At 70.5% G+C, this 6,007-nt stretch carries 8 protein-coding genes; 7 read left to right on the top strand and 1 reads right to left on the bottom strand.

Annotated elements, in window-relative coordinates; genetic code table 11:
* Nucleotides 1-136: 136 nt before the first annotated feature.
* From rimO to ABZ564_RS22580, 7 genes are all read left to right on the top strand, one after another.
* A complete protein-coding gene (rimO, locus tag ABZ564_RS22610) occupies nt 137-1,615 on the top strand; it encodes a 30S ribosomal protein S12 methylthiotransferase RimO (RefSeq protein WP_360859305.1) in 1,479 nt (492 codons plus the stop codon).
* On the top strand, nt 1,612-2,412 hold the full coding sequence (pgsA, locus tag ABZ564_RS22605) for a CDP-diacylglycerol--glycerol-3-phosphate 3-phosphatidyltransferase (protein WP_360859302.1): 801 nt from the start codon (nt 1,612-1,614) through the stop codon (nt 2,410-2,412). The genes rimO and pgsA overlap by 4 nt, the downstream gene beginning before the upstream one ends.
* Nucleotides 2,409-2,918: a nicotinamide-nucleotide amidohydrolase family protein gene (locus ABZ564_RS22600; protein ID WP_360859299.1), complete on the top strand. Its 510-nt coding sequence runs from the start codon at nt 2,409-2,411 to the stop codon at nt 2,916-2,918. The genes pgsA and ABZ564_RS22600 overlap by 4 nt, the downstream gene beginning before the upstream one ends.
* 109 nt (nt 2,919-3,027) lie before the next feature.
* Nucleotides 3,028-3,411 carry a helix-turn-helix transcriptional regulator gene (locus tag ABZ564_RS22595; protein WP_018105285.1) on the top strand — a complete coding sequence of 128 codons (384 nt, stop codon included), beginning with the start codon at nt 3,028-3,030 and terminating at the stop codon, nt 3,409-3,411.
* A gap of 318 nt (nt 3,412-3,729) precedes the next feature.
* Complete coding sequence (locus tag ABZ564_RS22590) at nt 3,730-4,200, top strand: DNA starvation/stationary phase protection protein (protein WP_360859296.1); 471 nt, start codon at nt 3,730-3,732, stop codon at nt 4,198-4,200.
* Between the two features lie 65 nt (nt 4,201-4,265).
* Nucleotides 4,266-4,457: a CsbD family protein gene (locus ABZ564_RS22585; RefSeq protein ID WP_360859293.1), complete on the top strand. Its 192-nt coding sequence runs from the start codon at nt 4,266-4,268 to the stop codon at nt 4,455-4,457.
* Between the two features lie 265 nt (nt 4,458-4,722).
* On the top strand, nt 4,723-4,986 hold the full coding sequence (locus ABZ564_RS22580; RefSeq protein ID WP_360859290.1) for a hypothetical protein: 264 nt from the start codon (nt 4,723-4,725) through the stop codon (nt 4,984-4,986).
* Between the two features lie 117 nt (nt 4,987-5,103).
* Here the strand turns inward: ABZ564_RS22580 and ABZ564_RS22575 are convergent, their stop codons facing one another.
* The gene (locus tag ABZ564_RS22575) at nt 5,104-5,934 is read right to left on the bottom strand and encodes a DNA-formamidopyrimidine glycosylase family protein (protein WP_360859288.1); all 831 of its coding nucleotides are present in this window, start codon (nt 5,932-5,934) and stop codon (nt 5,104-5,106) included.
* Nucleotides 5,935-6,007 lie beyond the last annotated feature (73 nt).

Below are 6,007 nucleotides of genomic sequence, written 5' to 3'. Positions count from 1 at the left end.
GGTCCCCGCTGCCTCCAGAACGGGAGCAGCACGAGCCCGGGGATGAGCGAGGACTGCCTGTGCCGCTTTGTCACTCCGGGTAACGGCCCGACCCTCCGCGGCAGGGTCGGTGCCGGGACAAAGTAGTCTTGAGTCCATGCCCGAACGCCGTACCGTCGCCCTTGTCACTCTTGGCTGCGCCCGTAACGAGGTGGACTCGGAGGAGCTTGCAGGCCGCCTGGCAGCGGACGGCTGGGAGCTCGTCGAGGATGCCTCCGATGCCGACGTCGCCGTCGTCAACACCTGTGGGTTCGTCGAGGCCGCCAAGAAGGACTCCGTCGATGCCCTGCTCGAAGCCAATGATCTGAAGGACCACGGCCGCACCCAGGCCGTCGTCGCCGTCGGCTGTATGGCCGAGCGCTACGGCAAGGACCTCGCAGAGGCCCTGCCGGAAGCGGACGGCGTCCTCGGCTTCGACGACTACGCCGACATCTCCGACCGCCTCCAGACCATCCTCAGCGGCGGCGTCCACGCCTCCCATACCCCCCGCGACCGTCGCAAGCTGCTGCCGATCAGCCCCGCCGAGCGGCAGAACGCCGCGGTGTCCCTGCCCGGTCACGCGCAGGAGGCGGCCCCCGCCCCCGCCGACCTGCCGGAAGGTATCGCCCCGGTCTCCGGGCCGCGCGCGCCCCTGCGCCGCCGGCTGGGCACCAGCCCCGTCGCCTCGGTCAAGCTGGCCTCCGGCTGCGACCGCCGCTGCTCCTTCTGCGCCATCCCGTCCTTCCGCGGCTCCTTCATCTCCCGGCGCCCCTCGGACGTGCTCGGTGAGACCCGCTGGCTGGCCGAGCAGGGAGTGAAGGAGGTCATGCTCGTCTCCGAGAACAACACCTCGTACGGCAAGGACCTCGGTGACATCCGTCTCCTGGAGACGCTGCTGCCGGAGCTCGCGGAGGTCGACGGGATCGAGCGCATCCGGGTCAGCTACCTGCAGCCCGCCGAGATGAGGCCGGGCCTGATCGACGTCCTCACCTCGACGCCGAAGGTCGCGCCCTACTTCGACCTCTCCTTCCAGCACTCCGCGCCCGGCGTGCTGCGGGCGATGCGCCGCTTCGGCGACACCGACCGCTTCCTGGAGCTGCTCGACACGATCCGGAGCAAGGCCCCGCAGGCGGGAGCCCGCTCCAACTTCATCGTGGGCTTCCCCGGCGAGACCGAGGACGACCTCGCGGAGCTGGAACGGTTCCTCACGGGCGCCCGCCTCGACGCCATCGGCGTCTTCGGCTACTCCGACGAGGAGGGCACCGAAGCGGTCGGCTACGAGAACAAGCTCGACGCCGACGTCATCGCGGAGCGCCTCGCGCACATCTCCCAGCTCGCCGAGGAACTGACCTCGCAGCGGGCCGAGGAGCGCATGGGCGAATCGCTCCAGGTGCTGGTCGAGTCGGTCGAACCCACCGAGGACGAGCCGCGCGCCATCGGCCGTGCCGCGCACCAGGCGCCCGAAACGGATGGCCAGGTGCTCTTCACCACACGCGAGGGTCTCGTCCCGGGCCGTATGGTCGAGGCAAAGGTCGTGGGCACCGAAGGCGTGGACCTGATCGCCGAGTGCAGTGAGCGTGTGGAGGTAGCCAGATGACCGGAGCCCCGGCATCCACGCCAGGCGGCTCCGGCGCGACGCCGGTCCGCGGCGGAAAGCTGGGCGCCGCTGCGGTCGACCAGGCCAGTCTGTGGAACATCGCCAATCTCCTGACGATGGCCCGGCTCGTGCTCGTCCCCGGCTTCGTGGTGCTGCTGCTCCACAACGGCGGGTACGACCCGGCCTGGCGCTCCTTCGCCTGGGCCGCCTTCGCCATCGCCATGATCACCGACCTCTTCGACGGGCATCTGGCGCGTACGTACAACCTGGTCACCGACTTCGGGAAGATCGCCGACCCGATCGCCGACAAGGCGATCATGGGGGCGGCGTTGATCTGTCTGTCGTATCTGGGCGACCTGCCCTGGTGGGTCACGGGCGTGATCCTCTTCCGCGAGCTGGGCATCACGCTGATGCGGTTCTGGGTGATCCGGCACGGGGTCATTCCGGCCAGTCGCGGCGGCAAGTTGAAGACGCTGGCGCAGGGGACGGCCGTCGGGATGTACGTCCTGGCGCTGACCGGTCCGCTGGCCACCCTGCGCTTCTGGGTGATGGCGGTGGCCGTCGTGCTGACGGTCGTCACGGGGCTCGACTACGTCCGCCAGGCCGTCGTGCTGCGACGCCAGGGGCTGGCGGCGGAACGTGCGGCCGAGGGCCGCGAGGGGGCTTCGCGGGCCTCGGTGGAGGGCGCATCGAAGAGCACCCCCCAGGCGGGGCCTGAGCCGGAGGGCGCCTCGGAGGAGGCTGACACGATCGCCGGGGCGGCCTCGGTCCGTGGCGCGGCGGAGTCCGAGCGGTGACGACCGCCGACCGGGTGCTGCGGCTGCTCGTCGAGCGGGGGCAGACCCTCGCCGTCGCGGAGTCACTGACCGGCGGCCTGGTCGCGGCCGAACTGACGTCCGTACCCGGTGCCTCACAGGCATTCCGCGGCTCGGTCACGGCTTATGCGACCCCCCTCAAGAGTGAAGTCCTGGGGGTCGACGCCGACCTTCTGGCGGAGCGCGGGGCGGTCGACGCCGAGGTCGCGCGCCAGATGGCGACAGGCGTACGACGCGCTCTGGGCGCAGACTGGGGAGTGGCGACCACCGGCGTCGCCGGCCCCGAACCACAGGACGGCCAACTCGTCGGAACGGTCTTCGTCGCGGTCAGCGGGCCGCACGGCACTGGGAAAGTGGCCGCGCTGCGGTTGAACGGCGACCGGGCGGACATCCGTAAGGAGAGCGTACGGAGCGCGCTCGACCTGCTCTCAGGCGAACTCGACGAGAATGCGAGCGCACAGGATACGGAAGAGAACGGGGGGAATTGATGTTTGCAGCCCTGAGTGAACACGACATCGCTCCCCGCACGGCCGCAGCGCTAGGCGGTACGGTGGGGCGTGAAGGATGCGGCTACGCGGTCCGAGGAGGGAGCCACCGATGATTCTGCTCCGTCGCCTGCTGGGTGACGTGCTGCGTCGGCAGCGCCAGCGCCAAGGCCGTACTCTGCGCGAAGTCTCCTCGTCCGCCCGAGTTTCGCTCGGCTATCTCTCCGAGGTGGAGCGGGGGCAGAAGGAGGCATCCTCCGAACTGCTCTCCGCCATTTGCGACGCGCTTGACGTACGGATGTCCGAGCTCATGCGTGAAGTGAGCGATGAGCTGTCCCTGGCCGAACTGGCCGAGTCGGCAGCGGCCAGCGATCCGGTACCTGTACCGGTGCGCCCCATGCTCAACTCCGTCTCCGTTACCTCGGTGGCGGGTGTACCGACGGGGCGGGTGACCATCAAGGCGCCCGCGGAAGCGGTGGACGTCGTCGCCGCCTGATCCGATCGGTTCGGTGTGAAGCCGAGGCCCCGGTTCTCCCCTTTCGGGGGAGGACCGGGGCTTTCGTGTGCGGCGGGCACTTTTTCGGGGGCGGATTCGTGTGTCAGCGGAGCGATGGGGGGCAGGCGCGTGGATGAGAGACCGAGGAACGCTCCGGAACGAACTCGTTCTTGGTCACCGGACTCGTCCGGGCCGCCGAGCGCCTTCAGAGCCGTCGAGCTCATGGGGGTACCGGAGACTTCCTCGAATGACCGTTTTGCTTCCTTTGTGCCATCGTGGGTGGTGCTGAACGGAACGGATTCCAGATCGGAGACGTGCATGTCTGTGGTGAAGAGCCCACTGTCCGAGACCGACCTCAAGACCGTCGGCGACGCGCTCCAGGGTGCTCTGGTGGATCTCCTCGACCTTTCTCTGGTGGCCAAGCAGGTCCACTGGAACGTGGTCGGGCCGCGGTTCAGGTCTGTGCACCTCCAGCTCGACGACGTCGTCGACACCGCCCGCCAGCACTCCGACACGGTCGCCGAGCGGGCATCCGCGCTCGGCGTCAACCCGGACGGCCGGGCCGCGACGATCGCCAAGAGCACGGCCATCGCCTCCGTGTCCGAAGGCTGGATCAAGGACGTGGACGCGGTGAAGAGCCTGATCGACGCCCTTGGTGTGGTGATCGGGCGGATGCGCGAGCGCATCGAGGCGACCGAGACCCCCGACCCGGTCAGCCAGGACATCCTGATCACGCTGACCGCCGACCTCGAGAAGCACGCGTGGATGTTCCAAGCCGAGAACGCCTGATCGGATACCGCGACACCGCGGTGCCCGCACGGGCACCCAACGATTCTCTCCAATGGAGGAATGACATGAAGAACGAAGGCGCGAAGGACAAGGTCACCGGTAAGGCGAAGGAAGCCATGGGCAAGATGACCGGCGACCGTCGCAAGGAAGCCGAGGGCAAGGCGGACCAGGCCAAGGGCAAGGCCAAGGACACCATGGACGGTGCCCGTGACCGGGCGGGCGGCGTCAAGGACTCCCTGTCCGACGACAAGGGCTGACCCGTCCGCGGCGGAGCCCCCACCTGCGCGGTGGGGGCTCCGCGCTGAGAGGGGCCGGTGACCCGAGGTGGTGCGGTGGAGGTGTACGGCCGTGGCGCGACCGGGTCGGGCTCGGGGGTTGTGTGACTGGGGCTGGGCGGCAGGGGTTGTGCGGCAGGGGTGTGCGACAGGGGTTGTGCGACCGCCCCGCGCGCGCCGGTGGTGCACCGGTGCGCCCTCGTCCCGGCAGAGCGGACGCGACTAGGTTCGGCCGGAGGAGGCAGCCATGGTAAGGCGATGGGTGCCGGCGCTCGTTCTCTGTGGGGTGTGGTGGTGGGCTGTCCTGCGGCTGGTCCTGGAACCGGCGCACGCCGGGGTGGTCGAGGGAGCGGTGGCGGCGGGTGGATGGGGGTTGAGCCTTCTGCCGGTGCACGTGGCCGCGACCGCCCGGCCCCTTGGCATCTTCGACGCCGGAACGGGTCTGCTGCGGCGCGGCACGGCCTGGGTACGGAGATCGGCGCGGTCTTGGCGACGGTGGGTCGTCAGGTAGTCGTCAGGTAGGGGGCCGTCGGCCGATTCGGGGCCGGGCCTGCCGGGTGAGGGCTGGGCGGCCCTGGGAGCAGCGGTTCTCAGGCGGGGACCGGACCGGACTGGCAGCGGGGACACGTCAAGCGGGGACCGGACCGGACTGGCAGCGGGGGCACCAGTAGGCGGGGCGGCCGTCCTGCTCGGCCGCGCGGATCGGAGTTCCGCAGCGCAGGCAGGGTTGGTGGGTCCGTCCGTAGACCCAGAGGTTCTCGCTCCGTCTCCGGGCGCGGGCGGCCGCGTCGGCGGCGGTACGGGGCCGGGCGCCGACGGTCGTGATGCGGCGCGGGCGGTCGCGGTTGGCGTCGAGGAGCTGGTGCGCCGTGCTGACGAGCAGGGCGGCCGTCGGGGCGGGCAGCTCGCCGATGGGGAGCCAGGGAGTGGCGTGGGCCAGGAAGCAGAGCTCCGCCTTGTAGATGTTTCCGATGCCGGCCAGGTTGCGCTGGTCGAGCAGTGCCTCGCCGAGGGGGCGGGCGGGGTCGCTCAGAAGATTCCGCAGTGCTGTCTCGGCGTCCCAGTCCAGGCCCAGTAGGTCGGGGCCGAGATGGCCGACCGCCTGCTCCTCGTCCCGGGTGCGCATGAGCTCCAGGACGGGGAGGCGGTAGCCGACGGCGGTGTGTGCCGCGTTGCCCAGGACGGCCCGGATCTGGTGGCCGGGGCCCCCGCGCCAGCGCTCGCCGGGGGCGTAGATCCGCCAGCCTCCGTCCATCCGGAGGTGGCTGTGCAGGGTGAGACCGCCCTCGATCCGGGTCAGCAGGTGCTTGCCCCGCGCCGTGACGTCCAGGACGGCCCGGCCGGTGAGGTCGGCGGTGGCGAACCGGGGAACGCGCAGGTCGGAGGTGGTGAGGACCTGGCCGGCGAGCGCTTCGTGCAGCCGCCCGGCGGTCTGCAGGACGGTGTCTCCTTCGGGCATGCCTCCATGATGCGTGAGGGGGAGGGGTGAGGGGCGGCGTGGGTGAGTGGTGGCGCGGCACCGGAGGGGACGG

It is taken from the genome of Streptomyces sp. NPDC019224 (genome assembly GCF_040632605.1).
In the GTDB taxonomy this organism is placed as follows: Bacteria; Actinomycetota; Actinomycetes; order Streptomycetales; family Streptomycetaceae; genus Streptomyces.
Note: the sequence above shows the minus strand (reverse complement) of the source record. Positions and strands in the feature narration are given on the sequence as shown.

Coding starts and splice junctions, on each gene's coding strand:
- ABZ564_RS22580 (WP_360859290.1), top strand. CDS start 4,723: ATGGTAAGGCGATGGGTGCCGGCGCTCGTTCTCTGTGGGGTGTGGTGG.
- ABZ564_RS22595 (WP_018105285.1), top strand. CDS start 3,028: ATGATTCTGCTCCGTCGCCTGCTGGGTGACGTGCTGCGTCGGCAGCGC.
- rimO (WP_360859305.1), top strand. CDS start 137: ATGCCCGAACGCCGTACCGTCGCCCTTGTCACTCTTGGCTGCGCCCGT.
- ABZ564_RS22590 (WP_360859296.1), top strand. CDS start 3,730: ATGTCTGTGGTGAAGAGCCCACTGTCCGAGACCGACCTCAAGACCGTC.
- ABZ564_RS22575 (WP_360859288.1), bottom strand. CDS start 5,934: ATGCCCGAAGGAGACACCGTCCTGCAGACCGCCGGGCGGCTGCACGAA.
- ABZ564_RS22585 (WP_360859293.1), top strand. CDS start 4,266: ATGAAGAACGAAGGCGCGAAGGACAAGGTCACCGGTAAGGCGAAGGAA.
- pgsA (WP_360859302.1), top strand. CDS start 1,612: ATGACCGGAGCCCCGGCATCCACGCCAGGCGGCTCCGGCGCGACGCCG.